This is a genomic window from Otoolea muris (genome assembly GCF_943193115.1).
GTDB classification, from domain to species: domain Bacteria; phylum Bacillota; class Clostridia; order Lachnospirales; family Lachnospiraceae; genus Otoolea; species Otoolea muris.
The window spans coordinates 1-22,981 of record NZ_CALPCY010000037.1 but is presented as its reverse complement, the minus strand read 5'-3'; the positions used below and the strand labels follow the sequence as shown (position 1 = coordinate 22,981).

Sequence of the window (22,981 nt, the reverse complement as noted above, 5' to 3'; positions counted from 1 at the left end):
ATACGGTGTATTCCCGGAGTCTCTCCGCGCCTGATTTTGCGGGTACATTGCGGATTGCCGAACTGGATTCGTATCAAAAAGGAGTTGTTTTTCAGTTTCTGGCTGTAACGCCGCCTTACTGATCTAGCAGCCGGAATCTGGCGACTAATTCGCGCAGCATGATGGCCTGGCCGGAGAGTTCCTCGCTGGCGGAGGCGCTCTGCTCGGCGGTGGCGACATTGGTCTGGACAACCGTGGAGATCTGATCAATGCCGCGGGTGATCTCCGCGGTGTCAGCCTCCTGCTGCCTGGTGTAGTTCGCAATGCCGTCAATCAGGTTATTCATCTCGTCCGCCTGGGAGACTACCTTCAGCATGGAATCCGCCGTATCCTGGGCGGCGTGCACGCCTTCGTCCATGGCGTCCACCGTCTGCTGCAGCAGGATTGTGGTCTCCTGGGCAGCGGCGGAAGATTTGCCGGCCAGGGCGCGGACCTCGTCGGCGACCACGGCAAAGCCTTTTCCGGCGCTTCCTGCCCTGGCAGCCTCCACGGCGGCATTCAGAGCCAGGATGTTGGTCTGGAAGGCAATATCCTCAATGGTCTTGACGATCTTGTGGATTTCAGTCGATTTGTCGCTGATGCGCTGGATCACAAGGGTCATATTCTGCATCTTGTCATTGCTTGATAAAATACCAGTCTTAACACCCTCAGAGATGGCGCTGGCTTTCTGTGCGCCCATGGCGATCTTGTGTACGCTGTCGGACACGGCATTAATGTGCTCGGCCAGGGTCTCGACCTCAGCCGCCTGTTCCGTAGAACCCTGGGAGAGGGTCGTCGCGCCCGCGGAAACCTGCTCTGCTCCCGCAGCCACGTCCCTGGAGGCGGCGCGAAGCTGTCCCATGGCATTGTTGAGCGAATGGGATATCTCGTCCAGGGCCGACTTGATCCGCTTAAACTCTCCGGCGTATTCATTTTCCAGGGTAAAGGCCAGATTGCCCGTGGCAATCTCGTGCAGCTTTTCCGAGATCTCCGTGATGTAAGTCACATAGTCCCGGAGTCGGAGGGTGACGCGGTTAAAGTCGTCTGCCAGCACGCCGAGCTCATCTCTGGAATGGTAGCGGATGGTCTGCTCGAGTTCGCCCTCGGCGATCCGGGTGGCGGCCTGGCTCAGCTCCTTAACCGGACGTCCGATGACGCGGCGCACCTGGAACACTACCAGGAGAATCAGCACCAGCACGGCCAGGACCGCTACCACCAGCATGGAGGCCGTCAGCTCGCGCAGCTCCTGCAGGACTTCCCCTCTGGAGACGAACGCCACGGCCACCCAGTCGCTGCCCGGTACGTTTTCCACCTGGATATATGTATTGTCATACAGGGACAGGCCGGTCTTTCCCTGGCGGATCTGCTGGCCGGCGTAGGCATACATGCCCTCGTTCATTTGGCTGAGAATCTTGCCGGTGACCGATGGATCCCGGTGGCCGATGATGGTGTCCGTCCGGGTATCGACCAGGAAGATCCCGCCCGTGTCCTCGATCCGGATGCCGCTGACGATATTGGAAATGGAGTCCAGATACACGTCGGCCGCCGCGACGCCCCGCACAGAGCCGTCCCGGGCCCGGAGAATGCCGGAAGCGCCAACTACATAGGACTGGCTGTTCTCATCGACGTACGCATCGCCTAAAATAAAATCATCGGACTTAAGGCCGTCCTGATACCAGTTCTTTTTGGTGGGATCGTAATCCGGACCGGCCACAAAGGAGGCGTGGTGCAGGGAGCCGTCTGTCAGCGCCACATAGAGTCCGTCGGGATAGGCGGGATTCTGATTGACTGTGTGTTTGATATAGTCCGTCATATCGGGGACGTCCATGTCCTCGTATTCGATGGTGTCCCGCTGGGTTTCCAGCATGGTCAGCGTGGTGTTCATCCAGGCTTTCGTCTCCTGGAGCGTACGCTCTGTCGTGGTCTGCAAAAGGCGCTCGCTCTTGTCAAGCAGTGCGCGCGACATCTGGAAATAGACTACGGCGAACAGAATTGCCACCGCGATCACAACGCTTACAACAATGGACGACGCCAGCTTTCCTGTGATGCCCCAGCCCCGCCTGACGGAACCGGACCGGGATGTTTCTTTTGTTGTCTTTTTCATACCTGTTGCTCCCTTGAAAATTCAGTTTCGTTTTTTTGACAGATTTTCCTGACATATACAATGAAAAATCGTGCAATATTACTATAATTATACCAGTGTCCGGGCAGGAATACAAGTGCTTTTGCCTGAACAAATCTTGCAATTTATCCTCAAAGCAGATATAATGAACCCAGGAGGTTTCAAACATATGAAGCGTGTATTTTTAATAGTATTAGACAGTGTGGGGATAGGCGAGATGCCGGACGCGGCACAATACGGCGACGAGGGCAGCAATACCGTAGCGGCGGCGGCGTCCAGCCCGCTTTTTTCCATGCCGAATATGCAGAGGCTTGGTTTTTTTAATATTGACGGCGTGGACTGCGGCGAGCCGGCGGATGCGCCGCAGGGAGCGGTGGCCAGGATGACCGAGGCGTCAAAGGGCAAGGACACGACCATCGGCCACTGGGAGATTGCGGGCGTGGTTTCCGGGCGGCCGCTTCCCACGTTTCCGGACGGTTTTCCGGATGAGCTTCTGGACGAATTTAAGAGGGAGACGGGCAGGGGCGTGCTCTGCAATAAGCCGTATTCCGGGACGGATGTGATCCGGGATTACGGAAAAGAGCATCTGAGGACCGGCGATCTGATCGTCTATACCTCGGCGGACAGCGTGTTCCAGATCGCGGCCCATGAGGATCTGGTTCCGATCGATGAGCTGTACCGCTACTGCGAGGCAGCAAGGCGTCTGTGCGCGGGGAAATACGGGGTGGGCCGTGTGATTGCCCGTCCGTTTGAGGGGACGCCCCCCTTTACGAGGACGCCAAGGCGTCACGACTATTCGCTGAAGCCGCCGGCAAAGACGATGCTTGATTACATCAGCGGGGCCGGGAAGGACGTGCTTGCGGTCGGGAAGATCAACGATATTTTTGCCGGGAGCGGCATTACGGAAATGGCGCGCACTGTGGATAATGCGGATGGCATTGACAAGACGCTCGCGTGGGGGAAGCGCGCGTTTCACGGGCTGTGCTTTACGAACCTGGTGGATTATGACATGCTTTACGGCCACAGGAATGATGTGGAGGGCTATGCAAAGGCCCTGACGTACTTTGACAGGCGTCTTCCGGAGCTTCTGGCTATGCTGGGAGAGGAGGATATTCTCATGATCACAGCGGATCACGGCTGCGATCCCAGCACGCCGTCCACGGATCATTCGAGGGAATATACGCCTCTTGTGATCGCCGGGCCTTCCGTCCGGGCAGGCGTGAATCTGGGAACGCGGGCGAGCTTTGCCGATATCGCGGCGACCATTCTCGACTATCTGGAGGTGGAAGGAGAGACGGCGGGTAAGAGCTTCCTGAACGAGATCGTATAGCAAAGGGCAGGGGGGAGACGTCATTAATCGTCGTTTATGGCGTCTCCCGTATATTTTCAGGAAAGGATACGGTTTGTAAAATGGATATAAAACGGATTTTAGGGGCTGTGGATCACACGCTCCTGGCGCCGGAGTGTACCTGGGAGCAGATTCAGGCGCTCTGCGACGACGCGCTGCGGTATCAGACGGCTTCTGTGTGCATCCCGCCCTGTTTTGTAAAGCAGGCAAAGGAATATGGAAAGGAAAGCCTTACGGTCTGCACCGTGATTGGCTTCCCGAACGGGTATAACACAACGGCGGTCAAGGTATTTGAGACGGAGAACGCCGTGGCGGACGGGGCGGATGAGATCGATATGGTGATTCCCGTCGGCGCGTTAAAGAGCGGCCGTGGGGATCAGGTCCTGGCGGAGATACGGGCTGTGAAAGAAGCCTGCCAGGGCCGGATTTTGAAGGTGATCATCGAGACGTGCCTGCTGACGCGGGAGGAGAAGATTTCCATGTGCCGCCTGGTCACAGAGGCCGGGGCTGATTTTATCAAGACCTCCACCGGCTTTTCCACAGGGGGCGCCACCTTTGAGGATGTGAGCCTGTTTGCAGAGCATGTGGGCCCGGGGGTGAAGATCAAGGCCGCAGGCGGGATCGGCTCCATGGAGGATGCAGAGCGGTTCCTTAAGATGGGCGCGGATCGCCTGGGCACGAGCCGGGTGGTGAAGCTGGTGAAGGAGATGGAGGGAACGAATGGATAAGGCCTATGATCTGACAAAGGAGGAGGCGCAGGCGCTGATCCGCGCGGCGTTTGAGGTATTGCCGCAGGCGTATGTTCCCTATTCCCATTTTCACGTAGGGGCGGCGCTCCTGTGTGCGGACGGGACGGTTTATACAGGGGTCAATATTGAAAATGCGTCCTATCCGGCTACGAACTGTGCGGAGCGGACCGCGATTTTCAAGGCGGTGAGCGAGGGAAAACGCGATTTTAAGGCTATTGCCGTCTGCGGGGGGACGGATGGGAAGGCGGCGGATTTCTGCCCGCCCTGCGGGGTCTGCCGCCAGGTCATGCGGGAATTCTGCCGTCCGGAAGCGTTTAAGGTTCTTCTGGCAAAATCGTGTTCGGAGTACCGGGAAATGACGCTTGAGGAGCTGCTTCCCTTAAGCTTCGGGCCCGGTAATCTGGCTTAAGGAGGAGGTTTACGGGGATGCGGATGTATGATTTGATTGAAAAAAAGAAACGAGGGGGCGCGCTGAGCCGGGAGGAGATCCGGTTTATGATTCAGGGGTATGTGTCAGGGGCGATCCCGGATTACCAGATGTCCGCCATGCTGATGGCCATTTATTTCAGCGGAATGGATGATGAGGAGACAACCGCCCTTACATTGGAGATGGCCCATTCAGGCGATATGGTGGATCTGTCCCCCATCCAGGGCTTTAAGGTGGATAAGCACAGCACAGGCGGGGTGGGAGACAAGACGACGCTGATCGTGGGTCCGATTGTGGCGGCGCTTGGCGTGCGGGTGGCCAAGATGTCCGGCCGCGGCCTGGGGCATACGGGCGGGACGATCGATAAACTGGAGTCTATACCCGGGTTTCAGACCTCGGTCCCGAGGGAGGAGTTTTTTGATATCGTAAAGCGGACCGGGATCGCGGTGGCAGGCCAGAGCGGCAACCTCGTCCCGGCGGATAAAAAGCTGTACGCCCTGCGGGACGTGACCGCGACCGTGGACAGTATCCCGCTGATCGCGTCCTCGATTATGAGCAAGAAGCTGGCGGCCGGAAGCGACGGGATCGTGCTGGATGTAAAGACCGGGAGCGGGGCGTTTATGAAGACGCTGGAGGACTCGGTTACCCTGGCCCGGAAGATGGTCTCCATCGGCATCGGCGCAGGCCGCGCCTGCACGGCCCTGATTACGGATATGGACGTGCCGCTGGGCTTTGCCATCGGAAATTCCCTGGAGGTGATCGAGTCGGCCGAGACGCTTCGCGGCCGCGGTCCGGAGGATTTAAAGGAGGTCAGCCTGCGCCTTGCGGCGGAGATGCTGCACACGGCCGGAAGAGGAGACGCCGGGACGTGCTATGGGATGGCATTGGAAGTCCTGGAGGACGGCCGCGCGTTTGACACGCTTCTTGCCATGGTGGAGGCGCAGGGCGGAGATCGTTCGTTTATAGAAAATCCGGAGCGCTTCCCGAAGGCGCCGTTCATGCTCGGTGTCAAAGCGCCGGAGAGCGGTTATGTGGCCGGGATGGATGCAGAGGGCTGCGGCGTGGCGTCTGTGCTCTTAAAGGCGGGCAGAAGCAAAAAGGACGACGCGATCGACAGCTCAGCCGGGATTATATTGAAGAAGAAATACGGCGACGCGGTGGAGAAGGGCGAGGTCCTGGCAGAGCTTTACGCGTCGGATGAAGCGCTGTTTGGCGCGGCGAAGGAGAGGCTTTTGGCTTCCTACCGGATAGAAGGGGAAAAGCCCGGGGAGAGGAAGTGGATCTACGCGCGCGTGACAGGGGATGGGGCAGAGATGTTCTGAGGCTTTGAAAGATGAGGGCATGTTTGGGGCTGAGATATTCAGGTTCGATGATAAACGGGATTTTTTTGCAGCGCTTCAGAGGTTATCTGAACCTCAACGCGTTTTCTGAAAAAATGGAAAAGAAGCTATCAAATGGAACTTGAAAAATCGTCAGTCCTGTTGTATAATAGCGATATCCGATAAATATTTGTAACTCCTGAAATGTTCGACAACTCTTACTTTTTTTGAACCTACATTTTGACCAACGGGATTCCAATATTTTTAAGCGGATGCCAGGCCTCCTTTGAGTGGAAGGCAGAAGTTTAAGTGAGGTTGCCCACCTAGCAGCGCTAGGCGTCAATACTGTAAGAACCGGCATTTTGGGGTTACAAAGGATAAAAGCAGCGAGAAATCGCTGCTTTATTTTTTCATGTACAGACGTCTGCATATCCTAAGAAATCTTTTCGTTTATATCACTTGCCAAAAAAAGTGCCATCCTGTATACTGATTGTGGTAGAAAATGGCCGCGCATAGCGGGCAGGCGCCCTGCATGCGCATCACTTCGTAAAGAACAGACAGGAAAGTGGGCTCAATGGAAAAGAATGATATAAAACGATATATATACATGGGAATAACGGCCGTATCGGTGATTGCGACGTGTATCCTCTTCTGGTATTGTGTGGAATACTGGGAGTCCGTGTGCGGGGGATTTAAGCGGATTCTGGGGATCATAGCGCCCATCATCTACGGCGCGGTGCTGGCGTATCTGCTGGCCCCGATCTATAACCGGACAGCGGCAGCGGTCAAAAAGGCGCTGGGCCGGGTTTGGAAGGAGGAGCGGCACGTCGCCGCGGTTTCGGGGGCGGCGGGGACGATCGTATGCCTGGCCGTTATCCTGGCCGTGGTGTCCGGCCTGATCCGGATGCTGATTCCGCAGATGCGGGACAGTCTGATGGGGCTTCGGGATTCATTTCCGTCCTATCTGCAGAACCTGTATGACTGGCTCCAAAAGGTCCTGGCCGACAATCCGGAGGTGGAGGAGTTTGTACTGAATAATCTCCAGAGCTCAGTGGGAAAGCTGCAGCTATGGCTTGAGAATACGTTCATCAATATTGACGTGAACCGTCTGGCGGAGTTTTTAAACGGCGTTTCGAGCAGCGTTCTCGGGCTTCTGGGCTTTGTCAAGAACTGGCTCATCGGCCTGATCGTGATGGTGTATCTGTTAAATATTAAGGATGTCCTCATTGCGCAGGCGAAAAAGATCGTGTATAGCTGCCTGAGTATCCGCTGGGCCAACAGCGTGGTGGAGGAGATGCGCCTGGTCAATCAGATGTTCGGGGGCTTTATTATCGGCAAGCTGGTTGATTCGCTGATTATCGGGATTATCTGCTTTATCGGCGTGTCCCTGATGAATATGCCGTTTCCGCTGCTTTTAAGCGTGATTGTGGGCGTGACGAATGTGATCCCCTTTTTCGGACCCTTTTTCGGGGCGGTCCCGGCCGGTTTTTTGGTGCTTTTGGTCAGCCCGGTGAAATGTCTGTATTTTCTTTTGTGGATCCTGCTTCTGCAGCAGTTTGACGGAAATATCCTGGGCCCGAAGATTCTCGGGAATTCGACAGGGCTGTCGAGCTTTTGGGTGCTGTTTTCCATCCTGCTGTTCGGGGGGCTGTTCGGCTTTGTGGGGATGATCATTGCCGTGCCGGTGTTTGCGGTAATCTACGATCTGATCTCGCGTGCCGTGCATCATTCTTTAAATAAGAAGAAATTGTCCATGGTGACAGAGGATTATAAAAATCTGGATCATATCGATGAGACGAGCGGGAAATTTGTGAAATAGAGTAAAATTTTGCGTTTTTCGTAACAGTTCAGGCTAACTGGACTGTTACTGATTTTCAGGCCATCTGAGCGGCGGCATGTGATCGCGATGATGTGCGGGACATCCGGGAGGCTGTAATATGGAACATGAGAGAGGACGGTATACGAAAGACAGGAGACGCCGGAGACGGGCCCTTAAGACAGGAGAGGCCGCGGGGGGCGGGAGAAAGGCGAGGATGATGGGCTGGGCGCTTTTCATCCCGGCTGTTGTGCTGCTCCTGATCATTGTCATTGTTAAAATGGATATTGCGGAGAATTCTGTTTCGCGCGCCATGGCGTCCAAAGCCATGGCGCTGGCTTTGGCGGACCGGGAGACCTGCCTTTCCTCCCAGCGGGAGCATGGCTCGCATTTTAAGGGAGGGGATCAGGAGAACTGGTATGCCAAATATATGGACTATCTTCTGGAGGAAGGGTATCTGGAGACAGAGGAAGAGGCGGACAGTGATTTTGCCGTCGGGGCCCTGACGTATGGGGAGGCAGCTTACGCGGCGGAGCAGGTGAAGCCCGGACTTTCGGATGCACTGAATATTTCCAGGAAAAAATACGGGAAGCCCATACCGAAAGAGGAGTGGCAGCTTTTTTATGAGAGCTTTCTGGCAGAGGCGGATCCTGAGGGGAAGGTTACGCAGGAGAGCCTTTTTCTGTACGGTACGCCGGAAAATGTCAGCGGGGCATCTCCCTGGACGGCTTATACGAGCCGGGGCGTGATGGGCTTTGAGGGAGAATCGCTGGACGCGTATATTGATCATGAGATTACGGTTTTATGCCGCGGCAGCGAGATCATCCGCCTGACAGAGGATGTGTCGGATCAGGTGACGTACCGGAACGTATGGCTCGTACCGGACGGGGCGGGCCGGATGAAGCTTTACATAGGAACCATTGCGCGTGAATTCCCCCTTCCGGACGGACTGGCGCAGGAGGACGGAGCGCTGGCCGACGTGTCTCTCGAAAAGGGGGAGATAAAAAAGCTGTCCCTGAAAAATGATACGGTGGAAGGAAAGGTGCTGGCTGTCCGGGAGGATTCCATCGAGATCGAGGGCTACGGGACGCTTAAGCTGGACGCGGATTTTAAGGTTTATAAGACATATGGCGTGGTCCGCGAGCAGAGGAAGAGCCAGATCGTGGTCGGCTATGATCTGGGGAAATTCGTGGTGGCGGATCAGAAGATCTGCGCCGCGCTCCTGACCAAAAGCTTTTCCGCCAAAAATATTCGCGTGCTTATTATGAATACGGGATTTTCTTCGATCTTCCATGAGGAGATTGCGCTTCGCAGCGAATGCGGGATGCGGCTTACGTATCACGGGAAAGAGGAAACCGTGGAAGCGGGAGCAAGCCTGATCCTCAAAGCGGATGATGCGCGCCTGAAGGAAGGACGCTTAAGGATTGAACCGCTGGATCCGCAGAAGGAGATCACCGTGGCGGGCATCAGCCGCCGTCAGGGCGCGCCTTCTTATTTCGGCAGCTTTGAGGTGATGCGGGAGCCGGAGGGGCTGCTGCTTTTAAATGAGCTGGATATTGAGGATTATCTGACGCGGGTGGTGCCGAGCGAGATGCTGACCTCCTTTGAGCTGGAGGCGCTGAAAGCGCAGGCCGTCTGCGCGAGGACTTATGCATACCGCCAGATTCAGGCCAATTATTACAGCCAGTACGGCGCGCATGTGGACGACAGCACGAATTATCAGGTGTATAACGATGAAAAGGCCAGCGAGCGGACGGACCGGGCGGTGAAGGAGACCGAGGGAAAGCTCGTATTTTATGGCGGGGAGCCGGTGGAGACCTTTTATTTCTCAACCTCCTGCGGCTATTCCACGGACGGGACTATCTGGGGCGCCGCGCCGGAGGATGTGCCGTACCTCAAAGGCTTTTTCCTAAACAGCGGAAGGAAGGCGGCCGGCGTGCCGGGAAATGAGGAATTTTCTGAGTTTATAAGAGGACAGGGAAGCCGCAATTATGACTCGGACTATCCGCTGTACCGGTGGAAAACGACGGTCACGAGCGCGATGATCGAGGAAAAAGCGCCGGAGATCGGCAGGCTCCAGGCGATCATGGTCACGGAGCGCGGGATCGGCGGCATCGCGAAGGCGGTGAAGCTCATCGGAAGCGAAGGGGAGAAGACGCTTAAGGGGCAGACGCCGATCCGCTCTACATTGGGATCGCGGGAGCTTGTGTATACAAGAAATGACGCGAGCACGATGACCGACTGGGCAAGCCTGCCGAGCGCGTTTATCGATGTGGATGAGACGGCCAGGGATGAGGAAACCGGGATACGGACTTTTACTATCTGGGGCGGCGGGTATGGCCACGGCGTGGGCATGAGCCAGAACGGCGCGCAGCAGATGGCAAAGGAGGGGGAGGATTATGAGGCGATTCTGACCTTTTTCTTTGATGGGGTTGAGGTGAAGGAGGTCGAGGGGTGAATTTGGATGCAGCGGTTCGGGTTTTGTGAAGAAGTGTCATTTGCTTAAGGCGTATGTGAGCTGTGGTTTATTGTGAGGGGGCCGCCAGCTCCTGTATCCAGCGGAACCCCGCTTCCGCCCGGAGAAAAGCGCAGCGGACGCTAAGCTCGAAAAGACCTCGCTAAGCGCCGGCGGTTTTCTGCGGGTTCCTTATGGATACAGGAGCTGGCTGCGTTATCAGCGGGCTTGGGACGAATCTCATATTGCCGAAAGTTTTGTATTAATTTTGTCTGGCATAGACGGGTAAGAATATGTTTCTTATGATACAGCCGTGATGAGCCATGTTATCTGTTGCTTTTATTAAAGCTTGCCGGGCCTGCAGCCAGAGTCCGATACTAAAATGTACTCTCGGAATCTCTCTGCGCCTGCTTTTGCGGCTGATTTTCCGCCAGATGCACCCAAATTTAATCAACGTACGCTCCACGTACGCCTCATAAATTTGTGCACATCTGACAAAAAATCATCTCACAAAATCAGGCACAGCGAGATTCCGAGAGTACATTAAATCCATAAGGAGCCCGTTATAAATCAAGCTTCATATCCCCCTCCCGGATCCATCCGAGCCTTCTCAATGCACTCCCAAACAAAAGCGTCAGCGCCGCGGGAAGCACGAAGCAGACAAGCAGTATACCGGGCCACATAGCGGGATTGCGGCTTTCCTGCATAGCGGCATAGATGCCGATGGGGCCTACCATGCCGCATGTCCCCATGCCGGCGCCCTCGGGGATGTTTTCCAGCTTAAAGATCACGGTGGAGACGGGGCCTGTTATCATGGAGGCCAGGGTGGGGGCGATCCAGATCCGGGGATTGCGGACGATGTTTCCCATCTGCAGCATGGAGGTTCCGAGCCCCTGGGCCAGGAGGCCGCCCCATTTATTTTCGGAAAAGCTTAAGACGGCGAAGCCGATCATCTGCGCGCAGCACCCGGCTGTGGCCGCGCCTCCGGCCAGGCCGTCGAGGCCCAGCATGATACAGATGGCCGCGCTGCTGATGGGGAGCGTGAGGGCGACGCCGATGAGCGCGGAAACCAGGATCCCCATAAAGAACGGCTGCATGACGGTGGCGGTTTTGACGAGATTGCCGAACGCGCTCATGAAGGCAGAGACGCCGGGGCCGACGAACCGGGCGGCAAAAGCGCCGCTGATGATGGTGACGGCGGGGGTCAGGAGGATATCGACCGGCGTCTCCTTTGAGATAAGCTTTCCCAGCTCCACGGCGAGGATTGTGGCGATCAGGGCCCCTACCGGCCCGCCCAGGTCATTTCCGGCGATTCCGACCGTGGCGGCGGAAAACAGGACGAGCTGCGGGGCTTTCAGCGCATAGGCAATGGAGACGCCGAGGGCGGCTCCGGTAGCGCTCTTTGCGTAGGAAGAGATGATCTCAAAAAACTGGATATGGGTGCGCTGGCCAAGGGTGGAGAAGATGGTTCCGACCAAAAGCGAGGCGAATAAGCCAAAGGCCATCGCGCCCAGGGCGTCGATCAGATAGGCCTGGACGGAAATGTTGACCTGTTTTCGTTTCAGAAAATCCTTAAAAGCAGTCTGGCTCATGGGAAGCCCTCCTTTGCAGATGGATAATTTTAACGCGCGTGCGCGTTATCTTATTGTAGCATATTTACGGCAAAAAGAAAATCGAAGATTGACAACTTTCATTTTTGTGAATTTTCATTGCAGGCATTCGCTGCGATATGTTATAATATAGGTAATAAAGGAGGACGACAGGGCGCGGGCCGCCGGGATGTGCAAAAGGAGAATAGGGATGCGTAAAAGGATATGTCCGATCTGTGATCATGAAATGAAAACCAGACATTACTGCCATTTTTGCAGGAGCTTTGTGCGCCGGCCGGACGTGGCTGATGTCAATTATTACTTAAATGAGCGCCATCCGGCGAATGAGAGGAACTGCGAATACCACGCGTTTTCCCAGGTTCCGCCCGCGCCCGGGCGAGCCGCGCAGCCGCCTGCGCCGGCCCGCGGGACAGGAAACCCGCCGCCGTCTCCGGGGCGCGCCGGGACGGGGGCCGCGCAGGCAGGGCCGGGACGCGCCGCCGGGATGGGGAGCGTGCAGACTTCCCTGGGGCGCGCCGGGATGAGGAATCTGCCGCCCGCGCCGGCCCGGACAGGGGCGAAGAGCACGCAGACGCCCCAGGCAGGCGACGGGATGGGAGGGATGACCTCTGTGTTTGTTATTATCACGATCATCATCCTCCTGTTGATTGCGCTGGGCGGGATGCTTCCCTTCCTTGTGTTTTTGTTTTGAGACATGCAGCGGGGGCCGCTGGCCTGCCTGCGGCATGTTTGAGGCGGCCCGTCCTGTAAAGGGGGCGGATCGTTATAGATGGTAACGGTCAGGATATCCGCACCGTTACAAAAAATGCTTCTGAGCGCCATCATGTAACCTGATTTTATGAGACATAAGCCGGTAGATGTTAGTAGAGTTGGAATACTTCAGATGACAAGCGAGGTGGGGAAGCTATGACAATTTCAACAAAAGGACGATACGCGCTCCGTATGCTGGTTGATTTGGCGGAGCACCAGGACAGAGGGTACATTGCTTTGAGGGATATTGCAGTCAGGCAGGGGATTTCCAAGAAGTATCTGGAGCAGATTATTCCGCTTTTGAACCAGTCGGATATTCTCCTGGCGACCCGCGGCTTTCAGGGGGGCTACCGTTTATTTGGGAGGCCGGAGGAATATACAGTGGGGCAGATTTTGCGCATTACGGAGGGAAAGCTGGCCCCGGTGGCCTGCTTAAAGCACGATCCGGTTGAGTGCAGCCGAAGCGGCCAGTGCCCGACGCTTCCGGTCTGGAGGGGGCTTTACCAGGTGATCAACGAATACCTGGACAGTATCACCCTGCAGGACATCCTTGACGGAAACGTACAGAAGCGGTAGGCCGGCCGCCCCGCCGTTCATCACAGGGGAAGGGCGGCCCGGCCATGCGTTTGCCGCAGATGTACGTCCGCTTCGGATGAATGCGGACAGTATACCGGGAAATAACAGGGACAAAGGAGCAGATGAACATTGAAGATCAGAGATATTTTAGGCAAAGGAAAGCCCACGCTCTCGTTCGAGGTTTTTCCGCCTAAGGAGGAGAGCAATTATGAGTCCGTTGAGCGGGCCGCGTTTTCGATCGCACAGCTTAAGCCGGCGTTTATGAGCGTTACGTACGGCGCGGGCGGCGGGACGAGCCGCTATACCATCGGCATCGCGTCGGATCTGCAAAGACAATGCGGCGTTACCGCCCTGGCGCATCTGACGTGTGTTTCTTCAACCCGTGACGAGGTGAAGGAGCGCCTTTTGCAGATGCGGGAGGCCGGCATTGAAAATGTCCTTGCGCTTCGGGGGGATATCCCCAAAGGCGGCCCGCTGGCGGCGGACTACCGGTACGCGTCGGAACTGATCCGCGATATCAGGGAGGCGGCCCCGGATCTGTGTATCGGCGCGGCCTGCTATCCGGAGGGCCATGTGGAGTCGGAGAATAAGACAGCGGATATCGTCCACCTGAAGGAGAAGGTGGAGGCCGGCTGCGATTTTGTGACGACGCAGATGTTTTTTGACAATAACCTCCTCTACAATTATCTGTACAGGATCCGGGAGCAGGGGATTACCGTTCCGGTGGTAGCTGGGATCATGCCTGTGACGAATGTGAAGCAGATCGCACGGATTGTGGGCATGTCCGGGACCTGCCTGCCGCCGCGTTTTAAGGCGGTACTGGACCGTTTCGGGGATCGCCCGGCGGCCATGAAGCAGGCGGGGATCGCGTATGCCACGGAGCAGATCATTGATCTGCTTGCCAACCATGTCGATGCGGTTCATGTGTATTCTATGAATAAGCCGGACGTGGCGGGGCAGATCCGGGAGAGCCTGTCGGAAATTCTTTGAGGAGCCGGATGAGTATGGAAGTAAACCGCCGTGAAATTTACCGCTATATGGGCTATGGGAGCGCCGGACCGGATGAACGGGTGAGGGAGCTTACAGAGAGCTGCCTTCTGGAGCTTATGGAGGCCGCGTCGCCGCGTTCCTGTTCGCGCCGTTTTCCGCTGCGGATATGGCCGGACGGGACGCTTGATTTTAGCTGCTTTACCGTGAAAAGCGGCCAGCTACAGAAGAATCTGGAGGGCTGCGAAGAGGCGGTTCTCTTTGCGGCCACGCTGGGCACAGGGGTGGATTTCCTACTGCGGCGCTGCAGCCATGTGTCCATGAGCCGGGCGGTTGTGCTGCAGGCCGCGTCGTCGGCCCTTCTGGAGGCGTACTGCAATCAGGAGAATGAACGCTTAAAGGAGGAGGCGCGGGCGCGCGGCTTCTATCTGCGGCCGCGCTTCAGCCCGGGATACGGCGACTTCCCGCTGGAGGCGCAGAAAGGGCTTTTCAGGGCCCTGCAGGCAGAAAAGCAGATTGGCGTTACCCTGACCGATCGTCTCTTGATGGCTCCGTCGAAATCTGTGACGGCCGTGATCGGGGCGGGAAGGACAGATGCGCATTGTGAGATGGAAGGGTGCGAGGCATGCGGGAAGGCGGACTGCCCTTACCGGAGAGGATAGAGCATGGGAATACTGGACGAGCTTAAGAAACGGATCATATTGTTTGACGGAGGGATGGGAAGCCTTCTGCAGGAGCGGGGCCTAAAGCCAGGCGAGCTCCCGGAGCTGTGGAATCTGACGTATCCGGAGGCGGTGTATGACATCCACAGCGCATATCTTGCCGCCGGGTGCGATATTATTTTAACGAATACCTTTGGGGCAAACCGGCTGAAATATGCAGGAACGGGCGGGCCCGGCGTGGAGGAGATCGTAAGGGCCGGCACAGAGAATGCAAAGCGGGCCGTAAAGGCCGCGGGCAGGGGTTTTACGGCCCTGGATATCGGGCCTACGGGAAAGCTTTTAAAGCCTATGGGCGATCTCGGTTTTGAGGAAGCGGTCGCTGTATTCGGGGAGGTTGCGGAGGCAGGCGCAAAAGCAGGCGCGGATCTCATCGTGATTGAGACGATGAGCGATATGTATGAGCTCAAGGCGGCGGTTCTGGCCGCAAAGGAGCGCGCGAAGCTTCCGATCTTTGCGACCGTGATCTTTGACGGCTCGGGCAAGCTCTTAACAGGCGGTACGCCGGAGGCCGTTACGGCCATGCTGGAGGGCCTGGGCGTGGACGCCCTGGGCATCAACTGCGGCCTGGGGCCGATCCAGATGAAGCCACTGGCAGAGCGCCTGACCGCCTGCGCGTCGATCCCTGTGATTGTCAACCCCAACGCCGGCCTTCCGAGGAGCGAGAAGGACCGGACCGTCTATGATATTACGCCTTCCGAATTTGCAGAGGTCATGGATTCGATCCTGGATTTGGGCGTTTCCGCCGTGGGCGGGTGCTGCGGGACGACGCCGGAGCACATGCGCCTTTTAAAGGAGCGCGTAAGGGTGCGTCCCGCGCCGCGCATTGAAAAAAAGAACCGCACCGTGGCAGCCTCCTATGCGGCGGCCGTGGAATTTGGCAGGGAGCCTGTGATCATCGGCGAGCGGATCAACCCCACGGGCAAGCCGCGGCTTAAGAAAGCGCTGATCGGGCATGATCTGGAGTTCATCCTGGGGGAGGGGATTGCCCAGCAGGAAAGCGGGGCCGCGGTTCTGGACGTAAACGCCGGGCTTCCTGAGATCGACGAGGCTTCTGTGATGGCGGAGATCGTGGCCGAGCTGCAGTCCGTGACCGAGCTGCCGCTCCAGCTTGACACGTCGGATCCAAAGGCTCTCGCGGCGGCGCTGCGCGTCTACAACGGAAAACCGCTCGTCAATTCCGTGAACGGAAAGAAAGAAGTCATGGACGCCGTGTTTCCCCTTGTGCGGCATTACGGGGGCGTACTGGTCGCCCTGACGCTCGACGAAGAGGGCATCCCGGAGACGGCCGACGGACGGCTCGCCATCGCCCGCCGGATCTACGCGGAGGCAGAGCGATACGGAATCGGCAGGGAGGACATCCTGATCGACGCCCTGTGCATGACCATCAGCTCCAATCCGGAGAGCGCGCTGACGGTTCTCGAGACGGTCCGCCGCGTCAAAACAGAGCTGGGCGGCCGGACCATCCTTGGCGTCTCCAATATTTCCTTCGGCCTCCCGCTGCGCGAACACATCAACGCCGCATTTTTTACCATGGCGCTGTCCGCCGGGCTTGACGCGGCGATCGTAAACCCGAATTCAAGGGAAATGATGTGTTCGTACCATAGCTTCCGCGCCCTCCATGCGCTGGATCCGTACTGCAGCGATTATATCCGCATCTACGGGCCGGAGGCGGCCGCGAAAAAGAAGGCCGGCGGCCAGGGAGCGCTCCCGGGGCCAGCAGCATCTCCTGAGACGGGCTTATCAGGAGCCGCGGCGCCCTCTGAGGCCCGGCTATCCCCTGAGGATTCGGAGGCGTTCCTCGCGGCCAGCGTGGAGCGGGGCTTAAAGGATCAGGCCGCGCGGGCCGCAGAGCAGCTTCTGAAGGAACGCCCTGCCCTGGAGATTATTGATTCCTGCATGATCCCTGCCCTTGACCGGGTCGGAAAGGGCTTTGAGGCCGGAACCGTGTTCCTGCCCCAGCTTCTTATGAGCGCAGAGGCGGCCAAGGCGGCCTTTGGCGTCATAAAGGAGAGCATGGAAGCGTCCGGCAGCGCGCAGGGACAAAAGGAGCGGGTGATCCTCGCCACCGTAAAAGGCGATATTCACGACATCGGAAAAAATATCGTAAAGGTTCTGCTGGAAAATTACAGTTTTCAGGTCATGGATCTCGGCAAGGACGTGAGCCCGGAGCGGATTGCCGAAGAGACGGTTAAAGGCCATGTGAAGCTGGTGGGTTTAAGCGCGCTGATGACCACCACGGTCCCGGCCATGGAGGAGACGATCCGCCTTTTGAGAAAGGACGCGCCCTGGGCGAAGGTCATGGTGGGCGGCGCGGTGCTGACAGAGGAATATGCAATGACGATTGGAGCGGATGCGTATTGTAAGGACGCGATGGCCTCGGTGGAGTATGCGAAGAGGGTATATAACATGTAAATGTTTCAGGCGGCATGGACCCGCCTCTGCTCCTTCTTACGGCGTTTCCCCGTCTGCATTATGTCGGCTGCTTTCTGGAATAACATGGACAATAGGTATATATGGCTTGAATTTACGGAAAAATTTGATATAATAAAATTATCAATCAAAAAGCCGGTGCGAAATGGTGACGATAGAACAGCTAAAAGCGTTAAATAAGCCTGAAAATATAGCGATAACAGAGCATGCCAGAATCCGCTTATATGAGCGGATGATAAGTATTGATGGTATTGTAAACGGTATCCATACAGGTGAGATTATCAAACAGTATGAAGATGATAAACCATTACCAAGTTGTCTGCTCTTGGGTTTTTCTGTGAAATCACAACATATTCATATAGTTGTAAGCTGTGATACGGATTTCATATATTTAATAACAGCATATTTTCCTGATCCAGATCGATGGGAAAGTGATTTTAAGGTAAGAAGGGGGAGATGATGATGGTATGTATGGAATGCGGGGCGAGAGCAGACAAGGGATATACAACAAGTGTTACAGATTTGGGAAACTGTCTGTTGATTGTGCGGAATGTCCCTTGTTATAAATGTACGGAATGCAATGAAATTATCTATACAGGCGATGTGATTAAGAGGCTGGAGCAGATCACAGAGCAGGCGAAACAATTTACACAGGAAATTTCTATTGTAAATTACAGCAGTGCTGCATAAAAGGGAGGAGAGAAGAGAACGATGTTATCGAAAAAATTAACGGTAGTAAACCCGTCCGGGCTTCATCTGAGGCCGGCGGGAGTATTATCCCAGACCGCGATGAAATTTAAGAGCAACATCACGATCGAGTGCGGGGAGAAGGAGATCAAGGCAAAAAGCGTTTTAAACGTGATGGCCGCGGGGATCAAGTGCGGTACGGAGATTGAGCTTATCTGCGACGGCCCGGATGAGGCGGAGGCGCTTAAGACGATTTCAGAGGCGATCGAGAGCGGGCTGGGAGAGGGCTGAGCCCTGCCTGCGCCGAAAAAGGCAGGCCCCGGAGCGGGGCGCGCCGGGATGTGTACGGGAAGTGAAAGGTAAGGAACTGCGGGAGTATAGCTCCTGCAGTTACGAAAGGGGGAGAGTATTGCACAGGGGGCGATACTCTCCTTTCAGCAAAAGGAGCGTTGATATGAAGTTAAGGGTATATGAGCACAAGACGCAGTATTATGAGACGGATCAGATGGGAATCATCCACCACGCGAATTATCTGCACTGGTTTGAGGAGGCCAGGGTGGATATGATGGATCAGATGGGGATGGGGTACGCGCAGATGGAGAAGCAGGGGATTATATGCCCGGTTCTCTCGGTCCACAGCGAGTACAAGAGCATGGCGCGGTTCGGGGAGACGGTCCAGATTCTGGTTCATTTAAAAGAGTATAACGGGATCCGGATGACGCTTGAATACACGGTGATCGACAAGGAGACGGACATGGTGCGCTGCGTGGGAGAGAGCCGCCACTGCTTTCTGAACCGGGACGGAAAGCCCGTTTCCTTAAAGCGCAATTACCTTGAGATGGACAAGGCGTTCCGCGAGTATACAGGGGAAAACGGGGAGGAAGGCTGACGGATGCAGGGGCTTTATGAAGCGGAATTTTTTCTTCTGCACCGTATCCAGGAGCTGCGCGCGCCTTTTCTGGACTGGTTCATGGAGCGGGTTTCCTTTCTGGGAAACGGCGGGTGGCTGTTTATCGTGACAGGGCTTTTGCTGATCGTCCCGAAACGGACGAGACGGGTTGGGATTTCAGTTCTCCTCTCGCTCCTGTGCGGCTTTTTGATTGGCAATCTGTTCCTTAAGAATGCGGTGATGCGCAGCCGCCCCTGCTGGCTGGACGGGACGGTTGCGCTGCTGGTCGCGAGCCCGGCGGATTACTCGTTTCCCTCCGGCCATACGCTGGCGGCGTTTGAGACAGCGGTCAGCGTGTTTCTTTACCACAGGCCCTTTGGAATCGTTATGCTTGCCCTGGCCGCATGCATCGCCTTTTCCAGGATGTATCTGTTCGTCCATTTTCCGACGGACGTGCTGTGCGGGATGCTTCTGGGCGCGGTGATCGCGGTCTGTGTACATATTTTGGTTGAAAAATACAAAAGATATGGTATACTGGACATGCGAAAAAAAAGTCACGCAAAACATGACAATCAGAGAAACGCAGAGTAGGGATACAGGCGTTAAGTGCCGGCTGGACGGGGAGTTGCCAGCCGGACGAAGGGTAGACGCGGTTTGCGGCCGGGAGAAGGGCGAAACCGCGGTATATTCCGCGGTCTGTACCCCGCATCCCGCTGCATCGTGGATAGGAAATATCTTCTGATGTAGATCGAGAGGCCTGCATGAAAAGGAGGTATTTTTTTATGAAGAAGTTTGCAGCCATTTACAGGGATTCCTACCGTGAACTGAAAAACATAAGGGCCGTTACCGCGGCGGCCATGTTCATGGCAATTTCCGTCGTTCTGGGGTATTTTACCATCGAGGCCGGGCCGTATTTAAAGATCGGCTTTGGGAGCGTGGTAAACCAGTTTGTCTATTATTTATTCGGCCCGGTGTTAGGCGGTGTGTACGGGGCAATCCTGGATATCGTCAAGTTTGTGGCCAAGCCCACAGGCCCGTATTTTCCGGGATATACGTTTAACGCCGCCCTGGCCGGCGTCATTTACGGAACCTTCCTCTACAAGAGGCCGCTGTCGTTTGCACGTGTGCTCGCCGTGCATCTGGCGATCGTGCTGATCGTCAATATGGGCCTCACGACGCTGTGGCTCAGCCTGACCTCGGGCAAGGCGTTTCTCGCGCTTTTACCGGTGCGGGCAGTCAAGAACCTGATTAAATGGCCGGTGGACTCCATGATTGTGTACCTGATCGTGAGCCGTCTGGAGGCGATCGGCCTTGTGCGGACGATCCGGGGCCGGAAGGAAGGAAAGAGCTGCCGGGCCGCGGTCCGCAGGTGACGCGCCGTCAAACTTCCATATATGCAGAAAGGAAAATGTAAAAATGAGTGAAAGTTGCAATCATAATTGTGAAAGCTGCAGCGAGAACTGTTCGCAGCGCACGGCGCAGAGTTTTCTGGAGCCGTTACATCCTCAGAGCTCGGTGAAAAAGGTCATCGGCGTGGTCAGCGGCAAGGGGGGCGTGGGCAAATCGCTTGTCACCTCCCTGACTGCCTGCGGGCTGCGGGCGCGGGGCCACAGGGTGGGGATTCTGGACGCGGATATCACAGGGCCGTCGATCCCCAAGGCATTCGGCCTGCATGGGACAGTGCATGTGACCGATGATCAGCTCATGCTGCCGGCGGAGAGCGCGACGGGAATACAGGCGCTCTCCTCCAACCTGATTCTGGATCACGAAACGGATCCCGTGATCTGGCGCGGCCCGATTGTGGGCGGGGTGATCAAGCAGTTCTGGAGCGAGGCGCTCTGGAAGGATATTGATTATATGCTCGTGGATATGCCTCCCGGGACGGGAGACGTGCCGCTGACCGTATTCCAGTCCCTTCCGCTGAACGGCATTATCATCGTGACCTCCCCGCAGGAGCTGGTTTCCATGATCGTGGCCAAGGCGGTCAATATGGCCAGAAAGATGGACATCCCGATTCTCGGTCTGGTTGAAAATATGAGCTACCTGGAATGTCCGGACTGCAAAAAGCGGATCTCCGTATTCGGGGAGAGCCGGGTGGAGGAGACGGCGAAGGAGTACGGGATTCCCGTGCTGGCGAAAATACCCATTGACCCGAAGATTGCGGACGCCGTGGATCAGGGCGCCGTGGAATATATAGAAGCCCCGTGGCTTGCGCAGGCGGTGGATGCGGCGGAGCGGGTTTAGCATCCGGCCGATACAAATTTAATGGATTCTTTAGTTGTGTCAAAGCGGCGTCTCATGTATAATAAAAGCAGATTAAACCGAAAGAAAAAATGGGGTGCTTTTGATGAACACGAATTTGAATCCGAGCAGCGAGATCAGCCATTTTGCGCTGAATGCCCCAAAGGAAATTGAGATTCCTGAGAGCCTGATGGGGATGGCTCAGCAGCTTAAGGAGAGCCTGATGCAGTATACCTGCGCCATACGGGAAGTGAAGACAAAGCTGGAGGTTTTGAATGACGAGCTTTCCGTAAAGAAGTCCAGAAATCCGATTGAGATGATCAAGTCAAGGGTGAAGCGGCCGCAAAGCATTATCGATAAGCTGCACAGGCGCGGCCTTCCCGTGACGGTGGAATCCATGACGCAGCATCTGGACGATATCGCGGGGATCCGCGTGATATGTTCCTTTATTGACGACATCTATGAGATCAGCCGGATGCTGGCCCGGCAGGATGATATCAAGGTGATCGCCATTAAGGATTATATCCGCAGCCCGAAGGAAAACGGGTACCGCAGCTATCACATGATTGTGGAGGTGCCGGTGTTTTTCTCAAACTGCAAAAAGATGATGCGGGTGGAGGTGCAGATCCGGACCATTGCCATGGATTTCTGGGCCAGCCTTGACCATCAGTTGAAATATAAAAAGCAGCTTGATGAATTTGACGCCGCCGAGATCGGCGCGCAGCTCAAGGAATGCGCGGAGATCATAGCAGGAACGGACTGGAGGATGCTGGATATCCGCCGCCGGATTGAGGATAAGGGCTTTGTTGTGGATAATACTTAGCGTTCAGGCGGCGGGCGATTGCGGACAGCGGCGGCGTTTTGTAGCGGTTGAGAGGCGCTCGGAACCGTTACAGCGTTTCAATAGAGATAGTAGGACAGGGTTTCGGCGATACGGAACCCTGCTTTTTTATACAGCGATACGGCCGGCAGGTTATCGCCGGAAACGTGGAGGAAGACGAGGCGCACGCCTTCCCGGGCGAGAAATGCCAGGACATGGGAGAGGGCCCGGCTTCCGATCCCCCTGCGGCGCAGGGCGGGCCGGACGGATAAGCCGTAGAGGCAGGCAGACGTCCCACAGCGTATGGTATGGCAGGCGGCGTCCTCGCCGTTTCCAAGAGAAAAGGAGTAGGAAAAGACGTCCGTTGCCTCCTGGGTGACCGCGCAGATAAGGGGGGCGTCGCGGTTCCGGCTCTGAGGCGGGGGCGAGGCTTGAAGGCCGGCGGCGGCCTGAGGCCGGGACACGGCAAAAAGGCCGCCGCCGGAAAGGGGACCGCGCCCGGGCAGGGAGAGATCCATCCGGTATTCGGCATGGGAAAATTCAGCGCCCAGGGCCTCTAAGGCTTTGAGAGTCCCCCTGCCGCCCCGGCACACGGGAAACAGAAGATCCGTTTCTGAGATCTCCGTTTCGGCCGCCTCAAATAAACGCGAGAAGTATCCCCTCCTGCGAAGCGCGGGATGGGTATAGGCAATGCATTCGGCCGCGTCGTTAGAATCCGGGATTTGGGGCATAATAAGAAAAAGCGCGGCGGCAAGCCGGGCGGGCGGGGTTGTTTCATAGAGCAGGAATGTGAGATCCGCATCCTCAAGGGGAAAGCGGACAGGGGCGTCCGCCCCGTTTTTACAGGCATCCTCCAGCCTGCCCAGATCGCGCTTATGGGCCGCTGTCAGGGCGGCGGTTTTAATCAGCTTCACCAAACAATCCTCCTTTGGACGCATTATAACTTCTCGGAATCTTCAGCCCTTATTTCATGGGGCTTTCAGAACCTATTTTTCAAAAATCACCCACTTTTTTC

The 22,981-nt window shown here is 56.3% G+C and carries 22 protein-coding genes, 1 other RNA gene and 1 riboswitch; of the genes, 20 read left to right on the top strand and 3 right to left on the bottom strand.

The features are described from left to right. Positions 1 to 115 precede the first annotated feature (115 nt). Entirely contained in the window at positions 116 to 2,122 is a 2,007-nt protein-coding gene (locus NFS31_RS18455; RefSeq protein WP_251498399.1) for a methyl-accepting chemotaxis protein, read from the bottom strand. A 187-nt stretch (positions 2,123 to 2,309) separates the two neighbouring features. Here NFS31_RS18455 and NFS31_RS18450 point away from each other — a divergent pair, with 187 nt between their 5' ends. From NFS31_RS18450 to NFS31_RS18420, 7 genes are all read left to right on the top strand, one after another. Continuing rightward, positions 2,310 to 3,470: a phosphopentomutase gene (locus NFS31_RS18450; protein ID WP_251498397.1), complete on the top strand. Its 1,161-nt coding sequence runs from the start codon at positions 2,310 to 2,312 to the stop codon at positions 3,468 to 3,470. Positions 3,471 to 3,550: 80 nt separating this feature from the next. Continuing rightward, positions 3,551 to 4,216, top strand: a complete 666-nt coding sequence (gene deoC, locus NFS31_RS18445; RefSeq protein ID WP_251498395.1) for a deoxyribose-phosphate aldolase — start codon at positions 3,551 to 3,553, stop codon at positions 4,214 to 4,216. Beyond that, entirely contained in the window at positions 4,209 to 4,646 is a 438-nt protein-coding gene (locus NFS31_RS18440) for a cytidine deaminase (protein ID WP_251498392.1), read from the top strand. The genes deoC and NFS31_RS18440 overlap by 8 nt, the downstream gene beginning before the upstream one ends. A 17-nt stretch (positions 4,647 to 4,663) precedes the next feature. Beyond that, entirely contained in the window at positions 4,664 to 5,986 is a 1,323-nt protein-coding gene (locus NFS31_RS18435; RefSeq protein WP_251498388.1) for a pyrimidine-nucleoside phosphorylase, read from the top strand. 190 nt (positions 5,987 to 6,176) lie between these two features. Then, positions 6,177 to 6,356: non-coding RNA, 6S RNA (gene ssrS / locus NFS31_RS18430), on the top strand. 201 nt (positions 6,357 to 6,557) lie between these two features. Next, on the top strand, positions 6,558 to 7,802 hold the full coding sequence (locus tag NFS31_RS18425) for an AI-2E family transporter (RefSeq protein ID WP_251498385.1): 1,245 nt from the start codon (positions 6,558 to 6,560) through the stop codon (positions 7,800 to 7,802). A 118-nt stretch (positions 7,803 to 7,920) separates the two neighbouring features. Continuing rightward, complete coding sequence (locus NFS31_RS18420; RefSeq protein ID WP_251498382.1) at positions 7,921 to 10,257, top strand: SpoIID/LytB domain-containing protein; 2,337 nt, start codon at positions 7,921 to 7,923, stop codon at positions 10,255 to 10,257. Positions 10,258 to 10,817: 560 nt separating this feature from the next. Here NFS31_RS18420 and NFS31_RS18415 read toward each other — a convergent pair. Beyond that, on the bottom strand, positions 10,818 to 11,846 hold the full coding sequence (locus NFS31_RS18415) for a PTS sugar transporter subunit IIC (protein ID WP_251498380.1): 1,029 nt from the start codon (positions 11,844 to 11,846) through the stop codon (positions 10,818 to 10,820). Positions 11,847 to 12,054: 208 nt separating this feature from the next. Between NFS31_RS18415 and NFS31_RS18410 the strand changes: the two genes are divergently transcribed. The 13 genes from NFS31_RS18410 to NFS31_RS18350 all read left to right on the top strand — a co-directional run bounded on the left by NFS31_RS18410 (position 12,055) and on the right by NFS31_RS18350 (position 21,969). Next, positions 12,055 to 12,555, top strand: coding sequence for a hypothetical protein (locus NFS31_RS18410; protein WP_251498377.1), 501 nt, complete (start codon positions 12,055 to 12,057; stop codon positions 12,553 to 12,555). Positions 12,556 to 12,770: 215 nt separating this feature from the next. Next, on the top strand, positions 12,771 to 13,190 hold the full coding sequence (locus NFS31_RS18405; protein ID WP_251498374.1) for an RrF2 family transcriptional regulator: 420 nt from the start codon (positions 12,771 to 12,773) through the stop codon (positions 13,188 to 13,190). A gap of 129 nt (positions 13,191 to 13,319) precedes the next feature. Then, positions 13,320 to 14,180, top strand: coding sequence for a methylenetetrahydrofolate reductase [NAD(P)H] (gene metF, locus NFS31_RS18400; protein WP_251498372.1), 861 nt, complete (start codon positions 13,320 to 13,322; stop codon positions 14,178 to 14,180). Between the two features lie 14 nt (positions 14,181 to 14,194). Next, positions 14,195 to 14,839, top strand: a complete 645-nt coding sequence (locus NFS31_RS18395) for a vitamin B12 dependent-methionine synthase activation domain-containing protein (protein WP_416389482.1) — start codon at positions 14,195 to 14,197, stop codon at positions 14,837 to 14,839. A 3-nt stretch (positions 14,840 to 14,842) separates the two neighbouring features. Next, positions 14,843 to 17,311, top strand: coding sequence for a homocysteine S-methyltransferase family protein (locus NFS31_RS18390; protein ID WP_251498367.1), 2,469 nt, complete (start codon positions 14,843 to 14,845; stop codon positions 17,309 to 17,311). Positions 17,312 to 17,474: 163 nt separating this feature from the next. Then, entirely contained in the window at positions 17,475 to 17,789 is a 315-nt protein-coding gene (locus NFS31_RS18385; protein WP_251498363.1) for a DUF4258 domain-containing protein, read from the top strand. After that, entirely contained in the window at positions 17,786 to 18,019 is a 234-nt protein-coding gene (locus NFS31_RS18380) for a YgiT-type zinc finger protein (RefSeq protein WP_251498361.1), read from the top strand. The genes NFS31_RS18385 and NFS31_RS18380 overlap by 4 nt, the downstream gene beginning before the upstream one ends. 21 nt (positions 18,020 to 18,040) lie before the next feature. Next, complete coding sequence (locus NFS31_RS18375; RefSeq protein WP_251498358.1) at positions 18,041 to 18,307, top strand: HPr family phosphocarrier protein; 267 nt, start codon at positions 18,041 to 18,043, stop codon at positions 18,305 to 18,307. Between the two features lie 163 nt (positions 18,308 to 18,470). Then, positions 18,471 to 18,905: an acyl-CoA thioesterase gene (locus NFS31_RS18370; RefSeq protein ID WP_251498355.1), complete on the top strand. Its 435-nt coding sequence runs from the start codon at positions 18,471 to 18,473 to the stop codon at positions 18,903 to 18,905. Positions 18,906 to 18,908: 3 nt separating this feature from the next. Then, positions 18,909 to 19,496: a phosphatase PAP2 family protein gene (locus tag NFS31_RS18365; protein WP_251498352.1), complete on the top strand. Its 588-nt coding sequence runs from the start codon at positions 18,909 to 18,911 to the stop codon at positions 19,494 to 19,496. Continuing rightward, positions 19,487 to 19,623: riboswitch (THF riboswitch) on the top strand. It overlaps the preceding gene by 10 nt. Before the next feature lie 64 nt (positions 19,624 to 19,687). Further along, on the top strand, positions 19,688 to 20,278 hold the full coding sequence (locus NFS31_RS18360; protein WP_251498349.1) for a folate family ECF transporter S component: 591 nt from the start codon (positions 19,688 to 19,690) through the stop codon (positions 20,276 to 20,278). Between the two features lie 43 nt (positions 20,279 to 20,321). After that, the gene (locus tag NFS31_RS18355) at positions 20,322 to 21,149 is read left to right on the top strand and encodes an Mrp/NBP35 family ATP-binding protein (protein WP_251498346.1); all 828 of its coding nucleotides are present in this window, start codon (positions 20,322 to 20,324) and stop codon (positions 21,147 to 21,149) included. Between the two features lie 103 nt (positions 21,150 to 21,252). After that, positions 21,253 to 21,969 (top strand): GTP pyrophosphokinase, encoded by a 717-nt coding sequence (locus tag NFS31_RS18350; protein WP_251498343.1) that lies wholly within the window; start codon positions 21,253 to 21,255, stop codon positions 21,967 to 21,969. Between the two features lie 77 nt (positions 21,970 to 22,046). Here NFS31_RS18350 and NFS31_RS18345 read toward each other — a convergent pair whose 3' ends face one another. Beyond that, the gene (locus NFS31_RS18345; RefSeq protein ID WP_251498340.1) at positions 22,047 to 22,880 is read right to left on the bottom strand and encodes a GNAT family N-acetyltransferase; all 834 of its coding nucleotides are present in this window, start codon (positions 22,878 to 22,880) and stop codon (positions 22,047 to 22,049) included. Positions 22,881 to 22,981 lie beyond the last annotated feature (101 nt).